A 26866-nucleotide genomic window follows, 5' to 3' on the forward strand; every position below is an offset into this window, starting at 1 on the left:
TCGTCGGTGATCGTGTTGACCGGTGAACGACACCGCAGGGAACGCCAGTTGAACGAATCGACCCGTTCGTGTCTCGGTGCCGCGCACCGCGGAGCAGGTTTCGTTCACGCGTCAAGGGCAACACGGAGGGCATGTCCCCTAGATATAGCAACGGTACGGCCGGCCGCGTCATAGCGATCGTCGCCGACGTCATGGCCCTCATTCTGGGCCTGTGGATTCTGATGTACCTGCTGGACGCCAACCGGGCGAACGACTTCGTCCAGTTCGTCCATGACGCGGCCCGCTGGCTGGCCGGCTGGTCGTACGACCTGTTCACCTTCGACGAGGAGTGGGCGCGCGTGGTGGCCGGTTACGGTCTGGCGGCGGTCGTGTACCTGTTCGTGGGTCACGCCATCGCCGGTCGAGTACAGCGCCATTGAGGCGGCCGGACCCCTCAGCCGCAGCAGTCCGGGTCCAGTCCCGCCGGCAGACGGTCCCCGCCGAACACGGCGCAGGTCGCCTCGTGCCCACCGAGCGCCGCGACGGCCAGCAGCAGGGAACCGGCTGTCCAGGTGGTGAGTTCGCGCGGCCATACGGCCTCGTCCTCGAAGACGTACCCGGTCCAGTACAACCCGCTCTCGGCGTCCCGCAGATGCTGGATGGACTGGAGGATGCCGAGCGCCCGGTCGGACTCGCCCATCGCCCACAGCGCGAGGGCGAGTTCGGCCGATTCCCCGCCCGTCACCCACGGGTTCGGCACCACGCACCGCACCCCGAGTCCGGGCACGACGAACCGCTCCCAGCCCTCCTCCATACGGGACTTGGCCTCGGCGCCGGTCAACGCGCCGCCCAGCACGGGGTAGTACCAGTCCATGGAGTAGCGGTCCTTGTCCAGGAACCGCTCGGGATGCCGCCGGATCGCGTGCCGTAGCGCACCGACCGCCAACTCCCAGTCCGGCTGGGCCTCTTCCCGCTGCTCGGCGATGGCGAGAGCGCACCGCAGCGCGTGATGGATCGAGGAGCTGCCGGTGAGCAGCGCGTCGTCGGTCGCCGTTCCGTCGTCGTCGCGCCGCCAGCCGATCTGCCCGCCCGGCTGCTGGAGCTTCAGGACGAACTCGATGGCGGCGTAGACCGAGGGCCACATGCGGTCGAGGAAGGTGTCGTCGCCGGTGGAGAGGTAGTGGTGCCAGACGCCGACGGCTATGTAGGCGACGAAGTTGGTCTCCCGCCCGGCGTCGGTGACGTCGTCGAACGCCCCGTCCGCGTAGGCCGCGTACCAGGATCCGTCCTCGTTCTGGTGCGTGAACAACCAGGTGTACGCCCGCTCGGCGGCGTCGTGCTCACCGGCCGCGTCCAGCGCCATCGCCGCCTCGACGTGGTCCCACGGGTCGAGGTGGTGCCCGCGGAACCACGGGATGGCCCCGTCCTCCCGCTGTTCGGCGAGGATGCCGGCCACGGTCGCGGCGGCCTGCTCGGCGGTGAGGACCCCGGGCAGGACGAGGTGTTCTGTCCGGGGCGTGGTCACTTGGCCGCCGCCTCGGAGGTCTCGGAGGTCTCGGACAGCCGCGGCAGGTGCGGTTTGGTCGCGTACGCCACGAAGCTCTTGCCGATCAGCGGGTTCAGCGCCTGTTCGGCGACCCGGGTGGCCAGCGGCTTCTTCATGATGTCCCAGACCAGCAGCTTGTGGTACGCCCGCACCGGCAGCGCCTTGTCGTTGTCGACGCCGAACGCGCACTTCAGCCACCAGTACGGGGAGTGCAGCGCGTGGGCGTGGTGGGTGCCGTACGGCTTCAGCCCGGCTTCCCGGATCTTCGCGAGCAGTTCGTCCGCCTTGTAGATGCGGATGTGGCCGCCCTCGACCTCGTGGTAGGCGTCGGACAGTGTCCAGCAGACCTTCTCGGGGCCGTAGCGCGGGACGGTGACGGCGATCCGGCCGCCGGGCTTGAGCACCCGCACCATCTCGGCGAGCACGCCCTTGTCGTCCGGGATGTGCTCCATCACCTCGGAGATGATCACGACGTCGAAGGACTCGTCGGGGAAGGGCAGGGCGAGCGCGTCGCCCTCCATGGCCGTCGCGGTCGCGCCCTCGGGGGCCTCTCCCGCCTCCTTCATCGCCGCGAACCACTTCGCGACCTCGCGGATCTCCTCACCGTTCTGGTCCAGGGCGACGACCTGGGCGCCCCGCCGATAGCACTCGAACGCGTGCCGACCGGCACCACAGCCGAGATCCAGGACACGGTCGCCCGGGGCGAGCGGGAACCGGGAGAAGTCGACGGTCAGCACGTGGGCCTGCTTTCGCGGTCGGAGCGGGGGGCTGGGCAGGGGCGGAGGGAGGCGCCTGAGGCAGGGGTGCGCACGGCGGTCACTGGGCGGCCTCGGTCATACGGGGGGACTCGTCGGCGTGGGGGGTGTCCGTGACGCGGGGGGTGCTGGTGGCGTGGGCCGCCTCACCGGGCCTACGGGCCGGCTCACCGGGCCGTCGGGCCGGCTCACCGGGGCCCGAGGCAGCCGTCACCGCGGCGAGTTCGCCGGCGCCCGCCGTCGTCGGCGGTGTGGCCGGCGCAGCCGCGGGGCGGCGCTGGTCCGCGCCCTCGTCCCGGGCGATCGCCTCGCGGTACCGGGCCACCGTGCCCTCCGCTGCCCTCGCCCAGGTGAAGCGCTCCAGCACCCGCTCACGGCCGGCCGAGCCGAGCCGTGTCCGAAGTTCCGGGTCGCCCAGCAGTCGGCTCAGGCCTGCGGCCAGCGCCCCCGCGTCGCCCGGCGGCACCGCCAGACACGTCTCGCCGTCCCGCCCGGCGACCTCGGGAATCGCCCCGCCGGTCGTGGCGACGAGCGGCGTCCCGGTGGCCATGGCCTCGGCGGCCGGCAGCGAGAAGCCCTCGTACAGCGACGGCACGCACGCGACCTGAGCCGAGCGGACCAGGTCGACGAGCTCGGCGTCGGAGATGCCCTTGACGAACTCGACGGCGCCTTCGAGGCCGTACCGCTCCATCGCCTGCGCGACCGGCCCCTCCTCGGGCCGTTTGCCGACGACGACGAGATGGGCGTCGGGGTGCTCGGTGCGGACCTTGGCGAGTGCCTCGACGAGGAAGACCAGGCCCTTGAGCGGGACATCGGCGCTGGACGTCGTGACGATCCGGCCCGGAACCTGCCGTATCGAAGGATCTGGCGAGAACAGGTCGGTGTCCGCGCCGATATGGACCACGTGGATACGGTCCTGCCGTACGCCGAGATGGTCGACGATCTCCGCGCAAGACGTACCGGACACGGTCAGCACGGACGGCAGCCGGCGCGCCACCCGCTTCTGCATCCGGGTGAAGGCGTACCAGCGCCGCACCGACATCCGTCGCCGCCACCCGTCCGCCGCGTCGATCTCCAACTGGCGGTCCACGGTGATGGGGTGGTGGATGGTGGTGACGAGGGGCGCGCCGACATCCCCCAACAGGCCGTACCCGAGCGTCTGGTTGTCGTGCACGACGTCGAACTCGCCGCGCCGGGCGCGCAGCAGGCGGCGGGCGCGGAGGGAGAAGGTGAGGGGCTCGGGGAAGCCGCCGGTCCACATGGTGCCCACTTCGAGCGCGTCGATCCAGTCGCGGTACTCGTCGCGCCCCGGAGTGCGGAAGGGGTCGGGCTGGCGGTAGAGGTCGAGGCTGGGGAGCTCGGTGAGGGTGACGCGGCCGGCGAGGTCGTCGCTGTCGTCGAGGACCGGGTAGGGCTGGGAGCCGATGACCTCTACGCGGTGCCCGAGGCGGGCCAGTTCGCGGGAGAGGTGCCGTACGTAGACGCCCTGGCCGCCGCAGAACGGGTTCCCTTTATAGGTGAGAAGCGCGATGTCGAGCGGTCGCCCGCCGTCGGCGGCAAGGCCCTTGGAGGACCCGGCCTCCCTGGCCCCAGCGGTCACTCCGGACCCCCTTCTCCCTGCTCTGTCCCGCGAGATTACGCCGGGACGCTAATCTAGAACAAGTTTCAGACTTGATCGTTCAAGAGGCTCTGAATCTACCGGCAGGTAGCGCCGCTGTGAGCGATGGATCAGGTGATTCACGCCACGGCCGATGCCCTGGCATGCTCTGTCCGGTCACTCACCCTCACCGACTGTCACGGAACGGGATCCATGCCTGCGGAAGTCAGTAGCGCGAGCGCCTCCTCCCCGCCTCTCACCGAGCGACAGGAGGCCCGCCGCCGGCGCATCCTGCACGCCAGCGCGCAGCTCGCCAGCCGGGGCGGCTTCGACGCCGTGCAGATGCGCGAGGTCGCGGAGTCCTCGCAGGTGGCGCTCGGCACGCTGTACCGCTACTTCCCGTCCAAGGTCCATCTGCTGGTCGCCACGATGCAGGACCAGTTGGAGCACATGCACGGCACGCTGCGGAAGAAGCCGCCGCAGGGCGAGACGGCCGCGCAGCGGGTCGCGGAGACCCTGATGCGGGCCTTCCGTGCCCTCCAGCGCGAGCCGCATCTGGCCGACGCGATGGTCCGCGCGCTGACCTTCGCCGACCGCAGCGTCTCCCCCGAGGTCGACCAGGTATCCCGCCAGACCACGGTGATCATCCTGGACGCGATGGGCCTGGAGAACCCGACGCCCGAGCAGCTCTCCGCCGTCCGCGTCATCGAGCACACCTGGCACTCGGCCCTGATCACCTGGCTGTCGGGCCGCGCCTCGATCGCCCAGGTGAAGATCGACATCGAGACGGTCTGCCGCCTGATCGACCTGACCAACCCGGAGGGGCACAAGTAGGGCCCCCACGAGACCCGGCGGCGTAAAAGGAGGGCCCACCGGACCCGGCAGGGCACAAGGAGGACCTACGAGACGGGTTCCCTTCGCCGGCATGGTCCGGATCAGGTGTTGGGGGTCGCCTTCCGGCCCGACCACTGCCTTCCGGCCTCTCAGCCCGGACCGTCGACGTCGGCCCCGGCGGAAGCCGTGTGCCTCCTGCCAGAGTCGGCTACTCCGGTTCGAACTCCCTCACTCGCCCCGTAGGCCATTTCCAGAATAGAACGAATGCCCGGAAATGTACCCCCCGGCAGCAACATTTCCGGCGCTATTCCTCGGGCGGGAACACCGGCTCCCCACTTCCCAGCAGCGTGATCACGATCGCCTCCACCGGGCAGCTCTCGGCCGCCGCCAGGATCCGCTCGTTCGCGTCCGTCTCCGGGTCGGCCGGATGGGACTGACGGCCGGTGTCGAGGCGGAAACCGTCGGGGGCGTGGTGGACGCACTGGGCCGAGCCGATGCACACGGACCGGTCGACCTCGACGTGCCAGCGGTCACCCATCCCCGCTCACGCCTCCCAGCCGGCCGGAAGATGGATCATCTTGTGCTCCAGATACTCGCCGTACCCCTCGGGCCCGAACTCCCTGCCCAGCCCCGAGTTCTTGTAGCCGCCGAACGGGCCCAGCATGTCCAGGCTGAAGGTGTTCACCGAGTACGTACCGGTGCGGACCTGCCGCGCGACCTCGATGCCCCGCGCGGTGTCGGCCGTCCAGACGCTGCCGCTGAGGCCGTAGTCGGAGTCGTTGGCGATCTTCACGGCCTCGGACTCGTCGCCGTACGGCAGGAGGCAGATCACCGGTCCGAAGATCTCCTCGCGGGCGATCCGCATGGAGTTGTCCACGTCGCCGAAGAGGGTCGGCTCGACGTACCAGCCCTGCTCCAGCCCGGCCGGGCGGCCGCCGCCGGTCAGGATCTTCGCGCCCTCCTCCTGCCCGATCCGGATGTAGTCGAGGTTCCTGCGCCGCTGCCGCTCCGCGACCAGCGGGCCGACCTGGGTCGCCGGGTCCAGCGGGTCGCCGACCACCAGCGCGCCGGCCGCGGCGGCGAAGGCCTCGGCGAACTCGTCGTAGCGGGAGCGCGGCAGCAGGATGCGCGTCTGGGCCACGCACGCCTGGCCGTTGTTCATCCAGGCCGCCGGGACGACACCGGCGACGGTCGTCTCGACGTCCGCGTCCGGCAGGACGACGGCCGCCGACTTGCCGCCCAACTCCAGCGTCACACGGGTGAGATGGCGGGCGGCGACCTCCATGACGCGCTTGCCGGCCGCCACCGAGCCGGTGAAGGAGACCTTGTCGACGCCCGGATGCCCGACCAGGTACTCACTCACCTCACGGTCGGCGGGCAGCACGGACAGCACTCCCTCCGGCAGCCCCGCGTCCTGCGCGATCTCCGCGAGGAGATAGGCGTCCAGCGGCGACTCCGGCGACGGCTTGAGGATCACCGTGCAGCCGGTGAGCAGTGCGGGCGCGAGCTTGGCGGCGGCGACGAACTGCGGGACGTTCCAGGGGACGACGGCCGCCACGACGCCGACCGGCTCACGCCGTACGAGGATCTTCCCGAGGACTCCGTCACGTGCCTCCTCGTACGGGAAGTCCCTCGCTACGGTGATCGCCGCGTCCCACACCATCATCGCGCCGAGGGCCTGGGCGAGGACGCTCCAGGAGTAGGGGGAGCCGTTCTCGGAGGAGATCACACGGGCGATCTCCTCGTGCCGTACGGCGATGGAGTCCTTGATGCGGGTGACGACCTCGATCCGCTCGTCGAGGCTCATCCGCGGCCAGGGTCCCTCGTCGAACGCCTTGCGCGCCACGGCGACGGCCCGGTCGACATCGGCCGGCGAGGCGTGCGGCACGCGTCCGATGACCTCTTCCGTGTGCGGCGAGATCACCTCGATGACGTCCTTGCCCAGGGGGTCGGTCAACTCCCCGCCGATGAACAGCTGTCCGTGTTCCACGAGCTCGGTCATGGCCGACCGCCTCCCCTGAGCGTGACTCTGACGATCCATCAGATATCTGGAACTGATACCAGTTCCACCCGGAGGAGTCCACGGACCGCACAAGTCCCGCCCGGTTGCGGGTGGACGACTCGGCGTCGATGCCGCGGGGCAGACCGGCAGGCATGGGTAGATGACTCGGGCTCCCATCGAAACCCGTTCTAGTTATAGTGACCGAGTCGGCCGGAACGTGTCGCGGCGATTGGGGAGCCCATGACGCAGGTGTACGACCACGGCGGCGGCGTCCGCTCCCTCCAGGTCCCCATCCCCGACAACCCGCTGGGTCACACCCTGGTCTACGTCGTCGACACCGACCGCGGGCCGGTACTGATCGACACCGGCTGGGACGACCCGACCTCGTGGGACACCCTCGCCGAGGGCCTCGCGGCCTGCGGCACCGCGCCCGCCGAGATCCACGGCGTCGTGATCACCCACCACCACCCCGACCACCACGGCCTGTCCGGCAAGGTGCGTGAGGCCTCCGGGGCGTGGATCGCGATGCACGCGGCGGACGCGGCGATCGTACGGCGCACCCGCACGACCCACTCCGACCGCTGGTTCTCCTACATGGCCGCCAAGCTCACGGCGGCAGGCGCCCCCGAGGCCCATGTGGCCCCCCTGCGCGCGGCCCGCCGCCCCGGCGCCCTGCCCGGCTTCTCCCCCGCCGCCCCCGACCGCGAGATCGTCCCCGGCGAACTCCTCGACCTCCCCGGCCGGACCCTGCGCGCCATCTGGACCCCGGGCCACACGCCCGGCCACGTCTGCCTGCACCTGGAGGAGGACCACCCGGCCCAACTCCCCGGCCACGGCCGCCTCTTCTCCGGCGACCACCTGCTCCCCGGGATCACCCCGCACATCGGCCTGTACGAGGACCCGGACGACACCACGGTCACCGACCCCCTGGGCGACTACCTCGCCTCCCTCGAACGCGTGGCCCGCCTCACCCCCGCCGAAGTGCTCCCGGCCCACCAGCACACCTTCACCGACGCCCCCGCCCGGGTCCGCGAGTTGCTCACCCACCACGAGTCCCGCCTGACCGACCTTCGCACCCTCCTCGCCACCCCGCTCACTCCCTGGGAACTGGCCGAGCGCATGGAGTGGAACCGCCCCTGGGACCAGATCCCGTACGGCTCACGCAACATCGCCATCGCGGAGGCGGAGGCCCATGTGCGGCGGCTGGTGAAGCTGGGGAGGGCGGAGGCGGTGGCGGGGAGCGAGCCGGTGGCGTACGTGGCGGTGTGAGGCATCCCGTGTACGCGAGGCGCCACCCTGTTCACCATGCACACCATGGATCCCTTGGAACGGCTGCTCGCCGAGCGAGCCTGCGAGCGCCTCGTCGTCGACTTCGTCCACCGCCTCGACCTCGGCGAACCGTCCTCCGTCGCCGAGCTGTTCACGGAGGACGGCACCTGGGAGTGGCCGGCGGGTGAGCGGCTCGTCGAGGGGCGGGACGCGCTGCGCGAGTACTTCGGATCCCGTCCCGTCGACCGGCTCTCGCGCCGCCTGATGTCCAACGTCCTCGTCACGGTGACGTCCCCCGGTACCGCCACGGCGACCTCGTACTTCTCGACGTACCGGGTCGACGGCTACCAGGGCGGCATCGTCCCGGCCGGGCCGCCGGTCCAGGTCGGCCACTACGAGGACACCTTCCGCCGGACGACGGAGGACGGCACCTGGCTGCTCACCTCACGGACCCTGCACCTCCCCTTCGGCGGGGACACCCCCAGGGCCGGCGGCCGGGAGCGCACGCGACCGCCCGCCCCCACAGCCACCTCTCAGCCCCCGCCTACCGCCGGGTAGAGTGACGGCGTCGTCATCACACTCGTACGGGGAAAAGCCGGTGCAAATCCGGCGCTGCCCCTCCCCCAGTGCCCTAAGCGCCTGGGAGGTGCCCCCACCGTGAACCGGTCGTCGAAGGCCGGTGAGCCGGATCGCCGCGTACGGGACTGTGACCGGCTCACGTGTCCCGGCAAGTCGGCCGGAGCACGGCACCGTCGAGGTATACGGAGCCGAGCCCATGGGGGTCCCCCCTGCGCTGCCCGGTTCCCCTAGGGAAGGGCATCCGCCGATCATGTACGTCCGCCGCAGCGCCGCGGTCCTGGCCGCCGCCGTCGTGATCGGCGCGGCCGCGCCGGCCGTAGCCGCCGACTCCTCCCCCTCCGCTTCGCCGTCGCAGGCGTTCCCCGCCGCGCTGTACGGCGACAGCGACCCCACCTACGACGGCGTCTGGCGGCAGTCCCTCGCGCTGCTCGCGCAGGACACGGTGGGGGTGAAGCCGGCGAAGGGCGCGGTGGACTGGCTGCTGGGACAGCAGTGCGCGAACGGCGCCTTCGCGCCCTACCGCGCCACCCCCGACGCGGCCTGCGACGCCAAGACCCTGATCGACACCAACAACACCGCCGCGGCCGTACAGGCACTCGCCGCGCTCGGCGGCCACGACGCCGCCGCGGCGAAGGCGGTGACCTGGCTGAAGTCCGTGCAGAACAAGGACGGCGGCTGGGGATACACCGGGGGCGGTGCCTCCGACGCCAACTCGACGTCCGTCGTGATCGGCGCGCTGGCCGCCGTGGACGAGAAGCCGGCGGACGTCGTCAAGGACGGGCACTCCCCGTACGACGCCCTGGCCGCTCTCGCCCTGCCGTGCAAGGGCGACGGCGCGGGCGCCCTCGCCTTCCAGCCGGACAAGAAGGGCACCCTGGTCGCCAACGCCGACGCGACCGCCGCGGGCGTCCTCGGCGCGCTCGGCAAGGGCCTCGTCGTGAGCCCCGGCAAGGAGACGAGCAAGGAGTCGGACAAGCAGCCGGCCTGTTCCGGTTCCTCCGACCCCACCCCCCAGCAGACCGCCGCCAACGGCGCCGCCTACCTCACCCAGGCCCTCGCCAAGGACGGCCACCTCACCTCCGCCCTTCCCGGCGCCGAGGACCAGCCCGACTACGGCAACACGGCCGACGCGGTCGTCGCGCTCGCCGCGCAGTCCGGGGCTGACGCCGCCCAGAAGCCCCTGCGCTGGCTGGAGCAGAACGCCGCCGAGTGGGCCGCCCAGAGCGGTCCGGCCGCCTACGCCCAGTTGATCCTCGCCGCCCACGCCACCGGCACCGACCCCCGTGCCTTCGGCGGCTCCGACCTGGTCAAGCAGCTCAACGCGACGGGCCCGGCCCCGCAGGCCTCGCCGACGGCCACGGACAAGGAGGAGAAGGACGACAAGGACGGCAGCCCGTTCGGCGTCTGGTGGTACGTCGGCATCTTCCTCGTGGTCGGCATCGGCATCGGCTTCCTGCTCAGCGGCCGCAACAAGGGCCGCCGATCGTGATCCGCCGGGTGCTCGCCCCGCTCCTGGCCGCGCTGGTCCTCGTGACCGGCGCGGCCCAGGCCGCCCAGGCGACCGGCTACCGCTACTGGTCCTTCTGGGAACGCGACGGCGGCACCTGGACGTACGCCACCCAGGGCCCGTCCCTCGCCCGCCCGTCCGACGGCGACGTCCAGGGCTTCCGCTTCGCCGTGAGCGAGGACTCGAAGGACGCGGCCCGGCCGAGGGGCGCGGCACAGTTCGCGGTGATCTGCGCGCGAACGCCCGCTCAGGACGGCAAGAAGCGGGTGGCCCTGGTCATCGACTTCGGTACGGCCGCGGACGCGCCGTCGGCCGAGGCGCCGCCGAGTCGCCGTACGGCATGTGCCCGGGTCGCTCCCGACGCGACGACCGCGGAGGCGCTGGCCGCGGTCGCCGAGCCGCTGCGCTACGACACGAACGCCCTGCTGTGCGCCATCGCCGGGTATCCGCGCAAGGGCTGCGGGGAGCAGGTGTCGGGGGCCGGCGAGCCGTCATCGGCCGACAAGGGGTCCGACAAGGGGAGCGAGCAGGCGGCCGACGGCGACGAGCGGGACTCCGCCGACGGCCCCTCCCTCGGCCTGGTCACGGGGATCGCGGTGGTGGCGGTACTGGGGGCGGCAGCCGTCTGGCAGGCACGACGGCGGCGCACCTGATGCCCGCCCGGACCGCGGCCACGCGCGCCCCGGGCGCCCCCCGCCTCGGCCCCCACCCCCGGCGCGGCGCGACGCTGCACCCCGGCGCCTGGTGGCTCTGGTCGCTCGCGCTCGGCACGGCCGCCACCCGCACCACCAACCCCCTGCTCCTCACCCTCCTGATCGCCACCTCGGCCTACGTCGTCGCGTCCTGCCGCCCGGACACCCCCTGGGCGCGTTCCTACGCCGCCTTCGTCAAGCTCGCCCTGGTCGTCATCGTCATCCGTCTCGTCTTCGCCGTGGCCCTCGGATCGCCCATCCCGGGCACGCACGTCATCGTCACGCTCCCCGAAGTCCCGCTCCCGGACTGGGCGCAGGGCATCCGCCTGGGTGGCAGGGTCACCGCAGAGACCCTGGTCTTCGCGTTCTACGACGGTCTGCGGCTGGCCGCCCTCCTCATCTGCGTGGGCGCCGCGAACTCCCTCGCGAGCCCCACCCGGCTGCTCAAGTCCCTGCCGGGCGCGCTGTACGAGATGGGCGTGGCGGTGGTCGTGGCCCTCACCTACGCCCCCAACCTCATCGCCGACGTCCAGCGCCTGCGCGCCGCCCGTCGGCTGCGCGGCCGCCCGGACACCGGTGTGCGGGGTCTGCTGCACGTCGGGCTGCCGGTCCTGGAGGGGGCGTTGGAGCGTTCGGTCGCCCTCGCCGCCGCGATGGACGCGCGCGGCTACGGCCGTACCGCCGACGTCCCGCCCCGCGTCCGCCGTACGACGGCCGCGCTCACCCTCGGCGGGCTGCTGGGCGTCTGCGCGGGAACGTACGGCCTGCTGACCGCGCAGGGCGGGACCTACGGCCTGCCCGTCCTCCTCGCCGGACTCCTCGCCGCGCTGGCGGGTCTGCGCCTGGGCGGTCGCCGCTCGCTGCGCACCCGTTACCGCCCGGACCGCTGGGACGCCCGTGCCTGGCTGGTCACCGGTTCCGGCGCGGCGGTCCCCGCGCTGCTGATCCTCGCCGCCGAGCTCGATCCGGCCGCCCTGCACCCCGGCGTGGTCCCGCTGGTCGCGCCCACGCTGCCGCTGTGGCCGGCCGCGGCCGTGCTCATCGGCCTGCTCCCGGCGTTCCTCAGCCCCGCACCCCGCAGTCCCGCCGCCCCCGAGGAGACCTCGTGATCCGCTTCGAGAACGTCTCCGTGACGTACGACGGTGCCGCCGAACCCAGCGTCCAGGGCGTGGACTTCGAGGTTCCGGAGGGCGAGCTGGTGCTGCTCGTCGGGCCGTCGGGGGTCGGCAAGTCCACCGTCCTCGGCGCGGTGAGCGGGCTCGTCCCGCACTTCACCGGCGGCACCCTGCGCGGCCGGGTCACGGTGGCCGGCCGGGACACCCGTACGCACAAGCCGCGCGAACTCGCGGACGTGGTGGGCACGGTCGGGCAGGACCCGCTGTCGCACTTCGTCACCGACACGGTCGAGGACGAACTCGCCTACGGCATGGAGTCGCTCGGTCTCGCCCCGGACGTCATGCGCCGCCGCGTCGAGGAGACCCTCGACCTGCTCGGCCTCGCCGACCTCCGCGACCGCCCCATCGCGACCCTCTCCGGCGGCCAGCAGCAGCGCGTCGCGATCGGCTCGGTGCTCACCCCGCACCCGAGGGTCCTGGTCCTGGACGAGCCGACGTCGGCCCTGGACCCGGCCGCCGCCGAGGAGGTCCTCGCGGTCCTGCAACGCCTGGTCCACGACCTCGGCACCACAATCCTGATGGCCGAGCACCGCCTGGAACGCGTCGTCCAGTACGCCGACCAGGTCGCCCTGCTCCCCTCCCCGGGCACACCTCCGGTCCTCGGCACGCCGGCGGAGATCATGGCCGTGTCACCGGTGTACCCGCCGGTGGTGGCCCTGGGCCGGATGGCGGGCTGGTCACCGTTGCCCCTGACGGTCCGGGACGCCCGGCGACGGGCGGCGGACCTGCGGGAGCGTCTCGGCGCGCGGGACGGCGGCGCGGGCGAGGGGCGCGGGGCCGAGGCCGAGGTACGGCTGCCGCCGCCGGGCAGCGATCGACCACGACGAACCCGGGGCCACCGCGAGCCGGCGCCCCCCGAGCCGCTGGGCGGCGCCCCCGCGCCTTCCCACGGCTGGTTCCGGCGCAAGCGCCCCGCCCTCAGCCCCCAGTCCCCCTACGCCGCCGAGGTACGGGCCCTCTCGGTGACCCGCGGACGCGTCCGCGCCCTGCACGGCATCGACCTCACCGTCACCCCGGGCGAGACCATCGCCCTCATGGGCCGCAACGGCGCCGGCAAGTCCACCCTGCTCAGCTCCCTGGTCGGCCTCGTCGAACCGTCCTTGGGCCAGGTCGCGGTCGGCGGAGCCGAACCCCACCGCACCGCACCCCGCGACCTGGTCCGCCGCGTCGGTCTGGTCCCGCAGGAACCCCGCGATCTGCTCTACGCCGACACGGTCGCCGGCGAGTGCGCGACCGCCGACACCGACGCGGGCGCCGAACCCGGCACCTGCCGTGCCCTGGTGTCGGCGCTCCTGCCGGGCATCCCGGACGACATCCATCCCCGCGATCTCTCCGAGGGCCAGCGGCTGACGCTCGCCCTGGCCGTCGTCCTCACCGCCCGCCCTCCGCTGCTCCTCCTCGACGAGCCGACCCGGGGCCTCGACTACGCGGCCAAGGCGCACCTCGTCACCCTGCTGCGCGACCTCGCCGACGAGGGCCACGCCATCGTCCTCGCCACGCACGACGTGGAACTGGCCGCCGAACTCGCCCACCGGGTGGTCCTGCTCGCGGAGGGTGAGGTGATCGCCGACGGCCCGACGGCGGAGATCGTGGTCTCCTCGCCGTCCTTCGCGCCGCAGATCACCAAGATCCTCGCCCCGCAGCAGTGGCTCACGGTCGCTCAGGTACGGCAGGCCCTGTCATGACCGGCGGTCAGGGGCAGGCGCGCCCCATCCGTCTCGGCCCGCGCTCCATCACCGCGCTCCTCCTGGTCAGCGCGGTCGGTGTGGCCGCCGTCGGATGGCCCTTCCTCGCTCCGCCCACCTCCCAGGTCAGCGCCCACGCCCAGGACGCACCCTGGCTGTTCACCGGCCTTTTGCTGCTGCTGGTCGCCGTGGTCGCGGCGACGATCTCCGAATCCGGGCTGGGCCCGAAGGCGGTGGCGATGCTCGGGGTGCTCGCGGCGACCGGTGCCGCGCTGCGCCCGCTCGGGGCGGGGACGGCCGGTATCGAGCCGATGTTCTTCCTGATGGTGCTGAGCGGACGGGTGCTCGGCCCCGGCTTCGGCTTCGTGCTGGGGGCCGTGACGATGTTCGCGTCCGCGCTGCTCACGGGCGGGGTGGGGCCGTGGCTGCCGTTCCAGATGCTGTCGATGGGCTGGTTCACGATGGGCGCGGGGCTGCTGCCGGGCGCGGACCGGCTGCGCGGCCGGGCGGAGCTGGTCCTGCTGGCCGGGTACGGCTTCCTCGCCGCGTTCGCGTACGGCACGGTGATGAACATGCAGGGCTGGCCCTTTCTGGTGCGGGACGGCTCGAACATCTCCCCCGACCCCGAGGCCGGACCGCTCGCCAACCTGGCCCGCTTCGTCGCGTACTGCCTGGCGACGTCCCTCGGCTGGGACCTGGGCCGGGCGCTGGTGACCGTCGTGCTGACGCTCACCCTGGGCCCGGCGATTCTCCGGGCGCTGCGGCGGGCCACCCGCCGGGCTGCCTTCGAGAGCCCGGTCACATTCGACGCACCCACAGGGTGAGGTGCCGCGCGCGGACCGTCACGCGCACGGTGAACCACCCCACATGAGCCACATCACCTACGAGGCAGCATAGTGGGACAAATAGGATGTCATGCACGCGTCGACGTGCGCTCCCACCTGCACATTGAGAGCCACGTCACACGCGCACGCATCTCTCCACATACGACCACAACTAGCAAAAGCACTCATTGCGGACATCTTCCCGGCCTGTTTCTCTGGACGACGTCGCACGGCGCCGACGTGCCCTCAGGGCCTCGGCGCCGACGCATGTCCCCGACGAAAGGCTCCACGTGTCCGCCGTTTCCCTCTTCCGCACCATCTCCGCCCCGAAGAAGGCCCTCGCCGGTGCCGCCCTGGCCGCCGCCACGGCCGGCACCCTGTTCGCCGCCGCGCCCTCGCACGCAGCGACGACCGGGTCCTCCTCGGCGCAGGCGGTGGCGAAGAAGATGATCTCGGACTCGAGCCAGTACCAGTGCTTCTCCAAGATCGTCGACCACGAGAGCGACTGGAACATCAACGCCACGAACGCCTCGTCCGGCGCCTACGGCCTGGTGCAGGCCCTGCCGGGCAACAAGATGGCCTCCGCCGGCTCCGACTGGAAGACCAACCCGGCCACCCAGATCGAGTGGGGCCTGGACTACATGAAGGACCGCTACGGCAGCGCGTGCGGCGCGTGGGACTTCTGGCAGTCGAACGGCTGGTACTGAGCCGAGCGACCGGCCCACTGAACCGAAGGCGGCGACCCCTGATCCCCGGGTCGCCGCCTTCGCCGTACTCGTAGGGGCGAGTTCCGGGTGCGCCTGGGGGACATCCCGGATGGAGCGCGCGAACGGCGTCGGCAGGATGATCTCCATGACCCCGCTGAAGATCCCGATGCCCCCGCGAAAGCTCTCCCGACGCTCCCTGGTCCGTGGCTCCGTGGCCGCCGGGGCCCTGCTCGCGGCCTCCGGACCGATGGCCGGCGCGACGGCGGCCGAGCGCGCCCACCCCACCGCCCAGGCCCTGGACACCGCGGCATTACAGGCCGCGATCTCCGACCTCGCACACCCCCCGTCCGTCTCCGCGCAGTTGAGCGTGACGCGAGACGACGAACGCTGGTACGGCACCGCGGGCGTCGCCGACCTCAGCACCGGGCGCCGCCCGCACCCCGCCGACAGATTCCGGGCCGGCAGCGTCACCAAGGCGTTCGTGGCCACGGTCGTGCTGCAACTGTGGGCCGAGCGCCGCGTGCGGCTCGACGCGCCGATCGGGCGCCACCTCCCGGACCTCCTGCCGCCCCGGTTCGGGCAGATCACCGTCGGCCAGTTGCTCAACCACACCAGCGGCCTGCCCGACCACGAGGGTCTGCCCGACGACTCCACCCCCGAGGCCGTCCTGCGCCACCGCTTCGACCGGTGGACGCCCGAGGAGTGGGTCCGCACGATCCCCGCCGATCGACCGCTCAAGTTCCGGCCCGGCACCAAGCAGGAGTACCGGGGCATCACCTACGTCCTCCTCGCCCTCCTCGTGGAGCGACTGACGGGCCGGCCGTACGGCGAGGTGATCAGGTCCCGCATCCTGGAACCGCTGGACCTGAAGGGCACACTGCCCCCGGGCCACGACCCTCATCTGCACGGCCCGCACATCCACGGCTATCTGCGCATGACCGACGGCACCCTTGAGGACGCCACCACCTTCGAGATGTCCAGCTGTTGGGGCGAGGGCGAGCTGGTCTCGACGGTCGACGATCTCCTGCGCTTCCAACGGGCGCTGTTCTCCGGCCGGCTGCTGCCCCCGCACGCCATGGCCAAGCTCTTCACCCTGCCACCGGAGGGCGTGCGCATGCTGGACGGCAGCCCGGCGCGCTACAGCATGGGCCTGCAACAGGCCGTGGTGAACGGCGTGACCTTCTGGGGAAAGACCGGCGAGGTGTACGGCTACCGGACCCGCGTCTTCTCCACCCGCGACGGGCGGGTCGGCTTTGTCCTCAACTACACGCCGACGCCGCTGAGTACGGACGAGGAGATGGCCGCGAGGGTCGCCGCGGTGCTCGCCAGGTGAGCGTCACACATCGCGGGGGAGGCAGGAACGGGGCGTAGGGATAGGGGTGCTCCTGCCTCCCTCGGGACGGGTCAGCCGGTGCTGACCTGCAATTCCTTCACACCGTTGATCCATGCGGAGCGAAGGCGGCGGGGGTCGCCGACCAGCCGTAAGTCCGGCATCGCGTCGGCCACCGCGTTGAAGATCAGGTCGATCTCCAGCACTGCCAGGGACTTGCCCAGGCAGTAGTGCGGGCCACCTCCGCCGAAGCCGAGGTGGGGGTTGGGGTCGCGGGTGATGTCGAAGGTGTCCGGGTTCTCGAAGACCTCGGGGTCGTGGTTCGCCGAGGCATAGAAGATTCCTACCCGGTCCCCCTTCTTTATGCGCTTTCCGCCCAACTCCGTGTCCTGGGTGGCCGTGCGCTGGAAGGAGACCACCGGGGTCGCCCAGCGGACGATCTCCTCGGCCGCCGTAGCAGGACGCTCCCTCTTGTACAGCTCCCACTGCTCGGGGTGGGTGAGGAAGGCGTGCATGCCATGAGTGATGGCGTTGCGGGTGGTCTCGTTCCCCGCCACCGCCAGCATCAGCACGAAGAAGCCGAACTCGTCGGAACCGAGGTTGCCTTCGTCTTCGGCCGCCACCAGCGTGGTGACGATGTCCTTGGCCGGGCAGGCCTTGCGGTCGGCGGCCATGTTCATCGCGTAGGCGATGAGCTCGGTGGCCGACTCGGCGCCGACCTCCTCGGTGATGGCGTACTCGGGGTCGTCGTACGAGATCATCTTGTTGGACCAGTCGAAGATCTTGGACCGGTCGTCCTGGGGGATGCCGATGAGCTCGGCGATGGCCTGGAGGGGCAGTTCGCAGGCGACCTCGGTGACGAAGTCGAAGGGGCCGGGCTGTTGCCGGGCGTTCGCGGCGATCGCCGACGCCCGTGTCCGCAGCCGTTCCTCCAGGGCGCGGATGGCGCGCGGGGTGAACACGCGCTGGACGATCTGGCGGACCCGGGTGTGCTCGGGCGGGTCCATGTTCAGCAGGATCAGCCGCTGCGCGTCGATGGCGTCGCGCTCGATGTGTTCGTTGAAGCGGATGATCGCGGTGTTGAGGGTGGACGAGAACAACTCCGGGTGTGTGGACACGTATTTGACGTCGGCGTGCCGGGTCACCGCCCAGTAGCCCTCGTCCTGGAATCCGGCCACGTTGGGCGCCTGCGGGATCCAGCGGACGGGTTCGGCCCGGCGCAGCTCGGCGAACTCCGGGAGGGGCACGCGGTGTTGCAGCACATCGGGGTCGGTGAAGTCGAACCCGTCGGGAAGCGCGGGACAGGGCATGGGCAGCTCCTGACGGTCCATCAGCTAGGAGGGGATCGCCGTGACGGTAGTAACGGGTTCTACAACTGGCAATAGGCATGGACTCCCCAATTGCCCGCACAACCCTTGCGGTAGACGAGTCTCCGTCAGCAGACTGCACACAGAACTAGAACGCGTACTAGTTCCGCAGCGCCCTCCGAGAGGACCCGCACCCATGGCTGCCGAACCCGTGATCGTCGAAGCCGTACGCACCCCCATCGGCAAGCGCGGCGGCGCGCTCGCCAATCTGCACCCCGCCTATCTCCTGGGCGAGACCTACCGCGAACTCCTCGGCCGCACCGGCATCCCCGCCGACTGCGTCGAGCAGATCGTCGGCGGCACGGTCACCCATGCCGGCGAACAGTCCATGAACCCCGCGCGCACGGCCTGGCTGACGATGGGCCTGCCCTATGAGACGGCGGCGACGACGGTCGACTGTCAGTGCGGCTCCTCCCAGCAGGCGTCGCACATGGCCGCCAACATGATCGCGGCGGGCGTCATCGACGTCGGGATCAGCTGCGGCGTCGAGGCGATGTCCCGGGTGCCGCTCGGGTCCGGCTCCAAGCACGGGCCCGGGAAGCCGTTCCCGGAGGAGTGGAACGTCGACCTGCCCAACCAGTTCGAGGCGGCGGAACGGATCGCCCGTCATCGCGGGCTGACCCGGGAGAACGTCGACTCACTGGGCCTGGTCTCGCAGGAGCGAGCCGCGGCGGCGTGGGCCGAGGAACGCTTCAAGAGGGAGACCTTCGCGGTCCAGGTCCCGACCACCGAGGACGAACAGCGTGCCGGGCAGGGCATGTGGCGACTGGTCGACAAGGACGAGGGGCTGCGGGACACCTCCATGGAGGCGCTGGCGGGGCTCAAGCCGGTGATGCCGACGGCCGTGCACACGGCGGGCAACTCGTCCCAGATCAGCGACGGGGCGGCCGCGATCATGTGGGCGTCGAAACGGATGGCGCGTGCGCTGAAGCTGCGGCCGAGGGCGCGCATAGTCGCGCAGGCACTGGTGGGTGCCGACCCGCACTTCCACCTCGACGGCCCGATCGACGCGACGAAGGCGGTGCTGGGCAAGGCGGGGATGTCATTGAAGGACATCGACCTCGTCGAGATCAACGAGGCCTTCGCATCCGTGGTGTTGAGCTGGGCCCAGGTCTTCGAGCAGGACCTGGAGAAGGTCAACGTCAACGGCGGTGCGATTGCGCTCGGGCACCCGGTGGGGGCCACCGGGGCCCGGTTGATCACGACCGCACTTCATGAACTGGAGCGGGCGGACAAGGAGTTCGCGCTGGTGACGATGTGCGCGGGGGGCGGCTTGGCCACCGGCACGATCATTCAGCGGCTGTAGTCCAGTCCAGGAACGCCGTGAAGGTGGTGGGCCCGAAGGTGAGTATCGGGCCCGCCGTGTTCTTTGAGTCGCGGATGGAGACGGAGTGGGTCGCCTCGGCGAGCTCAACACACTCGCCGCCCTGGTCGCCGCTGTAGCTGGACTTACGCCACTGGATCCCCGTCAGAATCTCGGTGCTCTCCATAACGCTCCTCCATCACACGCCGGATCAACTCCGCCGAGTCCTTGAGGGAGAGGGCGGCGGCCTGAAGATGATCGTAACGGAGCGAGCAGTCCTTGACGGTGTCCGGGTTGGCGGTGGGATGCCCGCTGCCGTACCCCTCGGTGTAGACGATGGTCGGATCGCTGGGGAAGCGGAAGACGGTGAATGAGCCCTGCGAGCCCGCGTGCGCGCCCACCGAGAACGGCAGCACCTGGACGTTGATCCTCGGGTTGTGCTCGAAGGACAACAGGTGTGCCAGTTGGCCACACATGGTCGCCGGACCACCGTTTTCCTGGTGCAGCGCCCCCTCGCTCAGGATCATCCAGAAGACCGGCGCCTCGCCCTTCTCGAAGATGCGCTGCCGAGCCAGCCGCACCTCGGTGCGGTCGTCGAGGTCGGTGTCGTCCAGCACGCCGAGCACGGCACGCGCGTACTCCTTGGTCTGCAACAGACCATGCACCATGTGCGTCTGGAAGGTGCCGATCTCGATCGCCCGCGACTCCAACTCCGCCACCTGCTGAAACCAGGCCGGAAGTTGACTACGCATCACCAGCTCATGCAGCCGCGACAGCGTCCCACCCGTCCCCAGCGCGACATCCACCCGCTCGCTGAACGGCAGCGTCGGGAGCTTCCGGGCCGTCTCGATCTGGCCGACCAGCGATCCCGTGCAGTAGACGATGTCCCCGAGCTTCTTCTGGGTCAGGCCGGCCTCCTCGCGGTACCGGCGCAGCTCGAAACCGTAGTAGTCGAGGGGCGAGGCGCCCGGGTCGAGGGTGTTGATGTGGGTCACGCGGCGCTCCCTCTTACGCAACCGGGCCCACTTCGGGACCCGTTGTATCCGTTCGCTGGCCCAACGTAGTCGTCCCAGGTCAGGCTCGTACCGTGAACGGATACATTCCCCCCACCCCCCTGCCTCCCTCCCGCCCCCAGTACCGCCTGCGGCTCACCGTCGGCGAGCACTCGGCCCGGCACATCCGCACCATCGCCCGCTCGCTGCTGGACCAGTGGGGGATGCGCGAACTCACCGACGCGGTGGAGCTGGGCGTGACCGAGCTGGTCGCCAATGTCGTACGGCATGTTCCGGACCGGCGTTGTGAGGTGCTGATCTCTCGGCGGACGGGCGGGGTGCGGGTCGAGGTGACGGACGGCTGCGGGCAACTCCCGGTGTTTCCAGGGCAGTCGGGTCCGGAGGACGAGGGCGGCCGGGGGCTGGTGCTGGTGGACGCGGTGGCCGACAAGTGGGGTGTGGATCCCGTGTCGAGGGGCGGCAAGGTGGTGTGGTTCGAGTCCTGGTGCGGAAGTACCTGATGGTGTCGGTGCTGAGAAGAGAAACGCTGTTCGCAGAACTGCTGGGGGGCGTGCTGAGCGAGCCCGAGGTCCGAAGTGGTGGTGTGCCCAAGGAGCACCTGAAAGCCGCCGCCGAAGATCAGCGCGACGAGATTCTGGGGCTGGCCCGGGAAGCGGAGAGCGCGTACCGGCATGCTGTCTCGCGGGCTCGTCTGGAGGTTCGGCTCCGTCGGGTGCTGGTGGCGGCCGGCACGCTGGCGCTGCTGATGGCGCTCCTCGTGGTGGTGTCGTCCGGCTGGAGCGACGCGCTGACCGAGGCGCTGACTCAGCACCGCTCCACCACGTTCAAGTCCGTTGCGGACAACATGCTCTCGGGCGCCCTGGGCGTGATCATGTTCACCGCCCCGCTGGCCTTCGTGCCCTGGTGCGCCTACTACCTCCTGTCGCGCGACGCACGGGCGGGCGTACCGGCGGCCAAGGGGCGTCAGCTGCTGGTCACCGTGGGGATCCCGTACTGCCTCCTGGCACTGTTCTGCTCGGTCCTGCTGGGGGTCTACCCGACGGAGGTCGCCTGGCAGCTCGGCCACGACCGCCCGTTGCAGGACTCCGGCGGATACGGCTGGGGCTCCTGGTTCACGCCGGCGGCAGTGGCGTTGGCCGCGCTTCCGCCGCTGGCCCTGCGACGGCTGGCGTCGGACGCCTCTAGGGACTCGCTCTCGCTGACCCAACTGGTCGGCGTACTCGACACCCGGGAGCGCAGCCGGGCGGAGCGACAGGCCCGGACCGAGTGGGAGGAGGCCCTGGAGCAGGCCCTGTCCAGCTTCGTGCGGGCACGCATCGACGACGGGACCGAACCTGTCTTCTCCACCTGCCTCAAGATCACCGACGCCCCGGGACTGAGGCAGCTCCGCGCGGGCCAGGAGCACGTGCCGACGCGGGCCGACCGTCAACTTGCCGTCATCAGCGCCGGGATGGAGGGCGGGAGCATAGCTCTGGCGGGGCCACGGGGAGCCGGCAAGACACAACTGCTGCGGAACTTCTGCAAGGTCGACGAGGAGGGTCCCGCGCGTCAGCTGAGTCTCGTCGAGCCGGTACCGGTCGTCTTCGACCGGCGGGAGTTCATGCTCCACCTCTTCTACAAGCTGTGCGACCTGGTGATCGGGGAGGGTCTCGGCACGGCGCCGGAGGCCGAGCGGCACAAGCGCTCGATCCGCTATCTCCAGACCCAGTCGGACGAGGCCGCCCTGAGCGCCGGCTGGCGGACCTGGAACCTGTCGGCGAAGCGAGCGACCTCGTTCACCGAGCAGCCCCAGTCGTACCCCGAGATCGTCGACACCCTGAAGAGGTTCCTCAACCGGACCGCGCTGGAACTGGACGGGGTGGAGCGGCGGTTGGTGATAGGGATCGACGAGCTGGACCGGATCGAGCCGGCCGCCACCGCGCGCACCTTCCTCAACGAGCTGAAGGCCGTGTTCGACGTGCCGAAGTGCCTGTTCGTGCTGTCGGTCTCCGACGAGGCGCTGCGGGAGGCTGAGCTGGCGCCGATCGGCCGGCGGGACACCTTCGACAGCGCGGTGGACGAGGTCGTCCGGGTGGAACCCCTCGATCAGAAGACAGCCGAGCAACTGCTGGGCCGACGGGTGGTGGGGCTGCCGGTCCCCTTCGCCGCCCTGTTCCACTGTCTGTCCGGCGGCATGCCCCGTGACCTGCTGCGGACGGCCCGCGCGGCCTTCTCGTACGTGTCGACGGAACAGGTCACCCGGCTGACCGATCTGGCCGGGCGGCTGGTGGACCGCGAGGTCGACCGCATCGCGAACACCGTCGGCGGGTCGACGGACCATGCGGAACTGGCTCAGCTCTTCCGCCGGGACCTGCTCGGCGAGGGCGGCCGGCTCGACGAACTGGGAGACCTCATCCACCGGCAGGCCGGGGCGACCGGCGAACGTGCCCGCGGGGGCGCGACGCTGGCCAATCGGGCCTATCACCTGGACACGGTGCGGCGGATCTTCACGGACGAACTCGCCGAGGAGCGGACCAAGGAGGGGTCCGACCCCGGTCACCCCCGCTCCTTCTCCGTCCTCGCCCGAGCCCACCGTGAAATCGGCACCGCCGACACCCTCGCCCGGGCCACGCTCCAGCGCGTCAGAACGGCCTGGTCGCTGCCCGGCCTGCCGCCCGTGCCGTCGGTGTGAAGCGGAGGGGACCCAGCCAACTAGAGCCGGCGATGAACGTTCCCGCCCCGTTCCACGTCTTCGCTGACGTGGTCCCAGCCGAACTCACCAGCACCCGCCGGCTCACCAGCACCCCCGAGCCGCCGCCCCCCGCCCACGAGCGGTTCCTGCGCACGGTCTGGACCCGGCACCGCATCCCCTTGCTGGCGACCCTCCCGACCGTGCCGCTGTACGCGATCTGGGCCGTGTTCCTGGCGACCGGCGGTGGTGACCTGGCCGCGCAGGACGCGTGGGCGGGGTTCGTGGCGCGGCACGGTGACTCGGCCTACAACCTCTTCTGGTACGGCGGGACGCACACCGCCAACTACAGCCTGATATCGCCGTACTTGATGGCCGTGCTGGGCGTGCGCACGGTCACGGTGCTGTCCGGACTCGCGGCGACCTGGCTCGCGGCCGTCCTGATCACCCGGGTCGAGGGGCTCCGAAGACCGCTGGGCCCGGCCCTGCTCGCGTCGTTCGCGCTGTGGTGCAACGTGGCTTCCGGCCGCACGACCTTCGCCCTCGGGGTCGCCTTCGGGCTCGCGGCCTGTCTGATGCTGAACCGCCAGAGGCGGATCGTCCTCGCCGGCGCGTACGCCGCCCTCGCGACCATGGCCAGCCCGGTGGCCGGGCTCTTCCTCGTCGTCGTGGGCGCCGCGTTCCTCGTCACCCGCGACCACCCCCGGGCCCTCACCCTTCTCCTCCCGCCGGCGGTCACCGTCGGTGTGACCACGCTGCTGTTTCCCTTCAAGGGCGAGCAATTGATGTTCGCGGGCCGAATATGGCCGCCGTTCCTGCTCGGTCTGGCCGTCACCCTCTTCGCCCCGCGCGACTGGCGCGTGGCCCGCTGGAGCGGTGCCGTGTACGCGGCGGGGACGGTCCTGACGTATCTCATCCCCTCGCCCATCGGCACGAACGTCGAGCGCTTCGCCGAGCTGTTCGCGCCCGCCGTGCTGCTCGCCGTGCTGCTGACGCGGCCGCAGCTGGCCAAGGCGCGTCGGATCCTGCTCATCGCCGCTCTCGTCTACTCGGTCGGCTGGGTCGCGAAGAAGACCGGCGACGACCTGTACGTGTCGACCAAGGTGCCGGCCTGGGCCGCCGAGACCCACGGTGTGGTCCGCACCCTCGACCGCCTCGGCGCCGACCGCACCCGCGTCGAGGTCGTCCCGGCCCGCAACCACCGCGAGGCCAGCGGGCTCGCCCCGCACGTGAACATGGCCCGCGGCTGGAACCGGCAGCTCGACATGGAGCGGGCGCGGCTGTTCTACGACGGGTCGTTCTCCGCGACGACGTACCGCCAGTGGCTGGACCGCTGGGCCGTCGGGTACGTCGTCCTGCCTCTCGGCAAGCCCGACGGGTACGCCGAGGTGGAGGCCCGGCTCATCCGCGAGCACCGGCCCGAGTGGCTGGAGCCCGTGTGGGAGGACGCGCACTGGCGGGTGTACCGGGTACGGGACGCGCGGCCCCTGGTGAGCGAGCCCGCCCGCGTCGTGTCGACGTCCAGCGCCGACGTCGTCATACGCATGCCGCAGGCCGGCACCACCACCCTGCGGATCGCCTACTCGCCCTGGCTGCGGGCGGACGGCGGCGGGTGCCTCACGGCGAAGGGCGAGTTCACCGAGCTCAGCGTCTCCGCGCCCGGCGCATACCGGATCAGCTCGGAGTACGGTCCCTCGCCGGACCCCGAGAACCGCTGCTGACCCGGACCCGGACGCCCACGCCACCACCACCTCGGCACGCGAGCCCGGACGACGTACACCGGCGTCCAGCGCCGCCACCCGCATCACGCAAGCCGCCACCGCCGCAAGCCACCGGGCTCAGCGGCCCGGCACCGGCACAGACCGGATCAGCTCGGAGTACGGTCCCTCGCCGGAGCCCCGGAGCCGGTGCTGACCTGGGCCGCCCGTGCCGGCGTGGCCTTGGCGCGCGGGCCCTGGAACAGGTAGGTCATCGCGAAGCCCGCGCCCACGATCACCGCCCCGGCCACCGCGTCCAGCACCCAGTGGTTGCCGGTGACGACGATCGCCGTGACCGTGAAGAGGGGGTGGAGCAGGCCGAGGGCCTTCATCCACCATCGGGGCGCGAGGATCAGGATGACCAGGCCGCACCACAGGGACCAGCCGAAGTGCAGGGACGGCATGGCCGCGTACTGGTTGGTGAGCTCGGTCAGCGTGCCGTAGTCGGGCTGGGTGAAGTCCTGTGGGCCGTGGACGGTGTCGATGAAGCCGAGGCCGGGCATCAGGCGGGGCGGGGCCAGTGGGTACAGCCAGAAGCCGATCAGGGCGAAGACGGTCGCGAAGCCGATCGCGGTGCGGGCCCAGCGGTAGTCGACGGGGCGCCGCCAGTACAGGACGGCGAGGATCGCCAGCGGGACGCCGAAGTGGAACGACTCGTAGTAGAAGTCGAAGAAGTCCCGCAGCCAGTCGACCTTCACCACGGCGTGGTTCGCCCAGTACTCGATGTCGATGTTCAGGGCGCGTTCGATGGAGTGGATCTCCGCGCCGTTCTCCTCCGCGGCGACCCGGCCGGCCGAGTTGGAGCCGCCGGCCGCGGCGAGGCGGATCTGGGCGTAGGCGTAGTAGGTGACCCGGATCAGCAGGAGTTCGAAGAGCAGGTTCGGGCGGCTGACGACCCGGCGCAGGAACGGTACGAGGGGAATGTGCCGGAAGCGGGACGGCACCTTGTCGGCGTACGCGGTGGGGATCGGCGTCTGCCAGTACCGCGAGGTGCGGGACAGGAACGGCACGACGGCGGCCGTGGCGATCGCGGCCAGCAGGACGAGGTCGGTCCGGAACAGGTGGAAGAGCGCCTTGTCCGGCACCATCATCCGCGCGGGCAGCGTCATCACCAGCACGATCGCGACCGGCCACACATAGCGGTCGGAGGCCCGTCTGCCGACCTGGCCGACGACCGCGAGCAGCACCCACAGGAGCTGGTGCTGCCAGGCGGTGGGGGACACGACGATCGCCGCGCAGCCGGTGATCGCGACGGCGAGGAGGAGTTGGCCGTCGTGGGCGTACCGCACGGCCCGGCGCAGCGCGAGCACGGCGACGGCGGCGCCGAGGAGCAGGAAGAGGGCGATCTCCAGCGGACCGGTCAGCCCGAGCCGCAGCAGGGCGCCGTGCAGGGACTGGTTGGCGAGGTCGTCGGCGCGTCCGCCGAGGCCGACGCCCGCCATGTGGTGCACCCAGTAGGTGTACGAGTCGTTCGGCATCGCCACCCAGGCGACCGCCGTGCCCGCGGCGAACGAGGCTCCCGTGGACAGCGCGGCACCGCGGCGGCCGGTGAACCACAGCAGCGGGGTGAACAGCAGCAGGGTCGGCTGGAGCGCGGCCGCCAGGCCGATGAGCACGCCGCTGGTCCGCTCGCCGCGCACGACGAAGCAGCCGAGCAGGACGAGCAGGACCGGCATGATGCTGGTCTGGCCGAGGTAGAGGGTGTTGCGCACCGGCAGCGACAGCATGAGCAGGCTGATCGCGACGGGCGCGGCGAGCAGCGAGGTCCTGCGGCTGACCGGCTGAGGCAGGGCACGGGCGGCGACCAGGCCGAGGGCGACGACCAGCAGCAGGGTGCCGAAGGTCCAGCCCCAGCCGAGGGCCTGTTCGGCGGCGCGGGTCAGCGGTTTGAGGACGAGCCCGCCGAACGGCGTGCCGGTGAACTGCGTCGAGTCGTACAGCGAGCCCTTCACATGCAGGACGCCGTTCGGCCCGACCCAGGTCTCCAGGTCGGTCAGTCGCTCCCCGCGCGGGGTGCCGAGGACGACGGCGACCTGCCGTACGGCGAGGATCGCGGCGACGAGCCAGAGGCCGAGCCGCGCCACCCGCAGGCGTGCCTGGACCGCGCCGACGGCCGTCGCTCCGAGCGCTTCCGCCGGTCGCCCACCGTGCTCCGCATTCGCCACGCCTTGTCGGCCTCCCGCCCCGCTCGTCCCACAGGTCCCACGTGTCAGGAATCTCCACGAACCCTATGCGGCTCGCACCACCCCGGGGAGAGACGCAGGCAACCCCCACTTC

Annotated in this window: 24 protein-coding genes; 15 read left to right on the forward strand and 9 right to left on the reverse strand. The window is 71.3% G+C overall.

Translation table 11 applies throughout. The annotated features are described in order from the left end of the window. The first annotated feature begins 131 nt into the window (after positions 1–131). A complete protein-coding gene (locus ACIQWG_RS09270; RefSeq protein WP_393522991.1) occupies positions 132–419 on the forward strand; it encodes a hypothetical protein in 288 nt (95 codons plus the stop codon). Between the two features lie 14 nt (positions 420–433). On the opposite strand, the gene ACIQWG_RS09275 is transcribed toward ACIQWG_RS09270, so the two are convergent. The 3 genes from ACIQWG_RS09275 to ACIQWG_RS09285 all read right to left on the reverse strand — a co-directional run bounded on the left by ACIQWG_RS09275 (position 434) and on the right by ACIQWG_RS09285 (position 3880). After that, positions 434–1504, reverse strand: coding sequence for a prenyltransferase (locus tag ACIQWG_RS09275; protein ID WP_404092393.1), 1071 nt, complete (start codon positions 1502–1504; stop codon positions 434–436). Further along, positions 1501–2262, reverse strand: coding sequence for a class I SAM-dependent methyltransferase (locus tag ACIQWG_RS09280; RefSeq protein WP_404092396.1), 762 nt, complete (start codon positions 2260–2262; stop codon positions 1501–1503). Before ACIQWG_RS09280 ends, ACIQWG_RS09275 begins: the two co-directional genes overlap by 4 nt. Before the next feature lie 79 nt (positions 2263–2341). Then, positions 2342–3880: a glycosyltransferase family 4 protein gene (locus ACIQWG_RS09285; RefSeq protein WP_404092399.1), complete on the reverse strand. Its 1539-nt coding sequence runs from the start codon at positions 3878–3880 to the stop codon at positions 2342–2344. Between the two features lie 210 nt (positions 3881–4090). On the opposite strand from ACIQWG_RS09285, the gene ACIQWG_RS09290 reads away from it, so the two are divergent. Continuing rightward, complete coding sequence (locus ACIQWG_RS09290; protein ID WP_404092402.1) at positions 4091–4711, forward strand: TetR family transcriptional regulator; 621 nt, start codon at positions 4091–4093, stop codon at positions 4709–4711. Positions 4712–5015: 304 nt separating this feature from the next. On the opposite strand, the gene ACIQWG_RS09295 is transcribed toward ACIQWG_RS09290, so the two are convergent. Beyond that, positions 5016–5249 carry a ferredoxin gene (locus tag ACIQWG_RS09295; RefSeq protein WP_403451922.1) on the reverse strand — a complete coding sequence of 78 codons (234 nt, stop codon included), beginning with the start codon at positions 5247–5249 and terminating at the stop codon, positions 5016–5018. A 6-nt stretch (positions 5250–5255) separates the two neighbouring features. After that, positions 5256–6713 carry an aldehyde dehydrogenase gene (locus ACIQWG_RS09300; RefSeq protein ID WP_404092404.1) on the reverse strand — a complete coding sequence of 486 codons (1458 nt, stop codon included), beginning with the start codon at positions 6711–6713 and terminating at the stop codon, positions 5256–5258. 240 nt (positions 6714–6953) lie between these two features. On the opposite strand from ACIQWG_RS09300, the gene ACIQWG_RS09305 reads away from it, so the two are divergent. The 9 genes from ACIQWG_RS09305 to ACIQWG_RS09345 all read left to right on the forward strand — a co-directional run bounded on the left by ACIQWG_RS09305 (position 6954) and on the right by ACIQWG_RS09345 (position 16484). Beyond that, positions 6954–7982: an MBL fold metallo-hydrolase gene (locus tag ACIQWG_RS09305; RefSeq protein WP_404092405.1), complete on the forward strand. Its 1029-nt coding sequence runs from the start codon at positions 6954–6956 to the stop codon at positions 7980–7982. Positions 7983–8027: 45 nt separating this feature from the next. Then, on the forward strand, positions 8028–8540 hold the full coding sequence (locus ACIQWG_RS09310) for a nuclear transport factor 2 family protein (RefSeq protein WP_404092408.1): 513 nt from the start codon (positions 8028–8030) through the stop codon (positions 8538–8540). A gap of 271 nt (positions 8541–8811) precedes the next feature. Next, positions 8812–10050, forward strand: coding sequence for a prenyltransferase/squalene oxidase repeat-containing protein (locus ACIQWG_RS09315; RefSeq protein ID WP_404093521.1), 1239 nt, complete (start codon positions 8812–8814; stop codon positions 10048–10050). Continuing rightward, entirely contained in the window at positions 10047–10721 is a 675-nt protein-coding gene (locus ACIQWG_RS09320) for an SCO2322 family protein (protein WP_404092411.1), read from the forward strand. Before ACIQWG_RS09315 ends, ACIQWG_RS09320 begins: the two co-directional genes overlap by 4 nt. Beyond that, the gene (locus ACIQWG_RS09325; protein WP_404092414.1) at positions 10721–11869 is read left to right on the forward strand and encodes an energy-coupling factor transporter transmembrane component T; all 1149 of its coding nucleotides are present in this window, start codon (positions 10721–10723) and stop codon (positions 11867–11869) included. Before ACIQWG_RS09320 ends, ACIQWG_RS09325 begins: the two co-directional genes overlap by 1 nt. Continuing rightward, positions 11866–13620, forward strand: a complete 1755-nt coding sequence (locus ACIQWG_RS09330; protein WP_404092416.1) for an ABC transporter ATP-binding protein — start codon at positions 11866–11868, stop codon at positions 13618–13620. The genes ACIQWG_RS09325 and ACIQWG_RS09330 overlap by 4 nt, the downstream gene beginning before the upstream one ends. Beyond that, positions 13617–14444 (forward strand): ECF transporter S component, encoded by an 828-nt coding sequence (locus tag ACIQWG_RS09335; protein WP_404092419.1) that lies wholly within the window; start codon positions 13617–13619, stop codon positions 14442–14444. The genes ACIQWG_RS09330 and ACIQWG_RS09335 overlap by 4 nt, the downstream gene beginning before the upstream one ends. A gap of 290 nt (positions 14445–14734) precedes the next feature. Beyond that, complete coding sequence (locus ACIQWG_RS09340; RefSeq protein WP_404092422.1) at positions 14735–15151, forward strand: transglycosylase SLT domain-containing protein; 417 nt, start codon at positions 14735–14737, stop codon at positions 15149–15151. Positions 15152–15260: 109 nt separating this feature from the next. Then, complete coding sequence (locus tag ACIQWG_RS09345; RefSeq protein ID WP_404092425.1) at positions 15261–16484, forward strand: serine hydrolase domain-containing protein; 1224 nt, start codon at positions 15261–15263, stop codon at positions 16482–16484. Positions 16485–16555: 71 nt separating this feature from the next. Here the strand turns inward: ACIQWG_RS09345 and ACIQWG_RS09350 are convergent, their stop codons facing one another. Beyond that, positions 16556–17791, reverse strand: coding sequence for a cytochrome P450 (locus ACIQWG_RS09350; RefSeq protein WP_404092426.1), 1236 nt, complete (start codon positions 17789–17791; stop codon positions 16556–16558). A 193-nt stretch (positions 17792–17984) separates the two neighbouring features. On the opposite strand from ACIQWG_RS09350, the gene ACIQWG_RS09355 reads away from it, so the two are divergent. Beyond that, on the forward strand, positions 17985–19154 hold the full coding sequence (locus ACIQWG_RS09355) for a steroid 3-ketoacyl-CoA thiolase (protein ID WP_404092429.1): 1170 nt from the start codon (positions 17985–17987) through the stop codon (positions 19152–19154). On the opposite strand, the gene ACIQWG_RS09360 is transcribed toward ACIQWG_RS09355, so the two are convergent. After that, positions 19138–19338, reverse strand: a complete 201-nt coding sequence (locus ACIQWG_RS09360; RefSeq protein ID WP_404092431.1) for a DUF397 domain-containing protein — start codon at positions 19336–19338, stop codon at positions 19138–19140. The two genes, ACIQWG_RS09355 and ACIQWG_RS09360, sit on opposite strands and share 17 nt — an antisense overlap. Next, positions 19298–20146, reverse strand: a complete 849-nt coding sequence (locus ACIQWG_RS09365) for a helix-turn-helix domain-containing protein (protein WP_404092432.1) — start codon at positions 20144–20146, stop codon at positions 19298–19300. Before ACIQWG_RS09365 ends, ACIQWG_RS09360 begins: the two co-directional genes overlap by 41 nt. A 92-nt stretch (positions 20147–20238) precedes the next feature. Between ACIQWG_RS09365 and ACIQWG_RS09370 the strand changes: the two genes are divergently transcribed. The 3 genes from ACIQWG_RS09370 to ACIQWG_RS09380 are packed head-to-tail and all read left to right on the forward strand — an operon-like array spanning position 20239 to position 24553. Further along, on the forward strand, positions 20239–20664 hold the full coding sequence (locus ACIQWG_RS09370) for an ATP-binding protein (RefSeq protein WP_404092434.1): 426 nt from the start codon (positions 20239–20241) through the stop codon (positions 20662–20664). Beyond that, the gene (locus ACIQWG_RS09375) at positions 20634–22835 is read left to right on the forward strand and encodes a P-loop NTPase fold protein (RefSeq protein ID WP_404092435.1); all 2202 of its coding nucleotides are present in this window, start codon (positions 20634–20636) and stop codon (positions 22833–22835) included. Before ACIQWG_RS09370 ends, ACIQWG_RS09375 begins: the two co-directional genes overlap by 31 nt. Before the next feature lie 32 nt (positions 22836–22867). Next, on the forward strand, positions 22868–24553 hold the full coding sequence (locus tag ACIQWG_RS09380) for a hypothetical protein (protein WP_404092436.1): 1686 nt from the start codon (positions 22868–22870) through the stop codon (positions 24551–24553). 146 nt (positions 24554–24699) lie between these two features. On the opposite strand, the gene ACIQWG_RS09385 is transcribed toward ACIQWG_RS09380, so the two are convergent. Next, a complete protein-coding gene (locus ACIQWG_RS09385; protein WP_404092439.1) occupies positions 24700–26754 on the reverse strand; it encodes a phosphatase PAP2 family protein in 2055 nt (684 codons plus the stop codon). Positions 26755–26866 lie beyond the last annotated feature (112 nt).

The sequence above is a fragment of the Streptomyces sp. NPDC098781 genome, from assembly GCF_044759995.1.
In the GTDB taxonomy this organism is placed as follows: domain Bacteria; phylum Actinomycetota; class Actinomycetes; order Streptomycetales; family Streptomycetaceae; genus Streptomyces.